This is a genomic window from Pseudoalteromonas sp. APC 3358 (genome assembly GCF_030408075.1).
GTDB classification, from domain to species: domain Bacteria; phylum Pseudomonadota; class Gammaproteobacteria; order Enterobacterales; family Alteromonadaceae; genus Pseudoalteromonas; species Pseudoalteromonas arctica.
The window spans coordinates 1-580 of the sequence record NZ_JASDCE010000050.1; the positions used below are offsets into that span (position 1 = coordinate 1).

The window sequence follows — 580 nt, forward strand, 5'->3', positions numbered from 1 at the left end:
TCAAGCTGTGTCGCTAATCTTAGGGTTAGTGAACCGCTAAATAATTGAGTAATATGCTTCATTAATCGCTTAACACCTTGCCCATCACATAACTGCAGGTTTATTGTTCGCATTTTTGAATAGTCTGCAATTAACTGCTCATAGGCCTTCATTAAGTTTTTACTAATCGCCTCTAACTCAACGCTAATTGCAGCACCAACGGCTTCTAAATTTTTACAAATAGTCTGCTGGTTATCAGCAAGTGCAATAACAATACTTGGTAAGCCGACACAAGCACGTTCCCATGACGTTGAGCCTGGCGCGCCAATGGCAATATCATGTTCACACATGAGAGTAGCCATGTCATCTACAAAATCGATATGAGTCAACCACGCGCTATGCTTTACAGCAAACTCTGTAACACTTTTATAGTGAGGTGCTTTAGGGCTAAGCAATACAGTCGTTATTGGCGGGTTAACGCTTTTCTTTAAAACATCAAGTACATGCAATGTTGCATTGGGGGCATCTATACCCCCCATAGATAATAATAAACGCGGTGTATTCGCTAATGTATTTAAAGCTATCAATTGTGATGAATGTC

Annotated in this window: 1 protein-coding gene; it reads right to left on the reverse strand. The window is 40.2% G+C overall.

Going from position 1 to position 580, the window contains the following annotated elements; translation table 11 throughout:
* Positions 1-580, reverse strand: a 580-nt coding sequence (locus tag QL995_RS21670) for a glycosyltransferase (RefSeq protein ID WP_290295085.1), incomplete at both ends; no start/stop codon positions are given.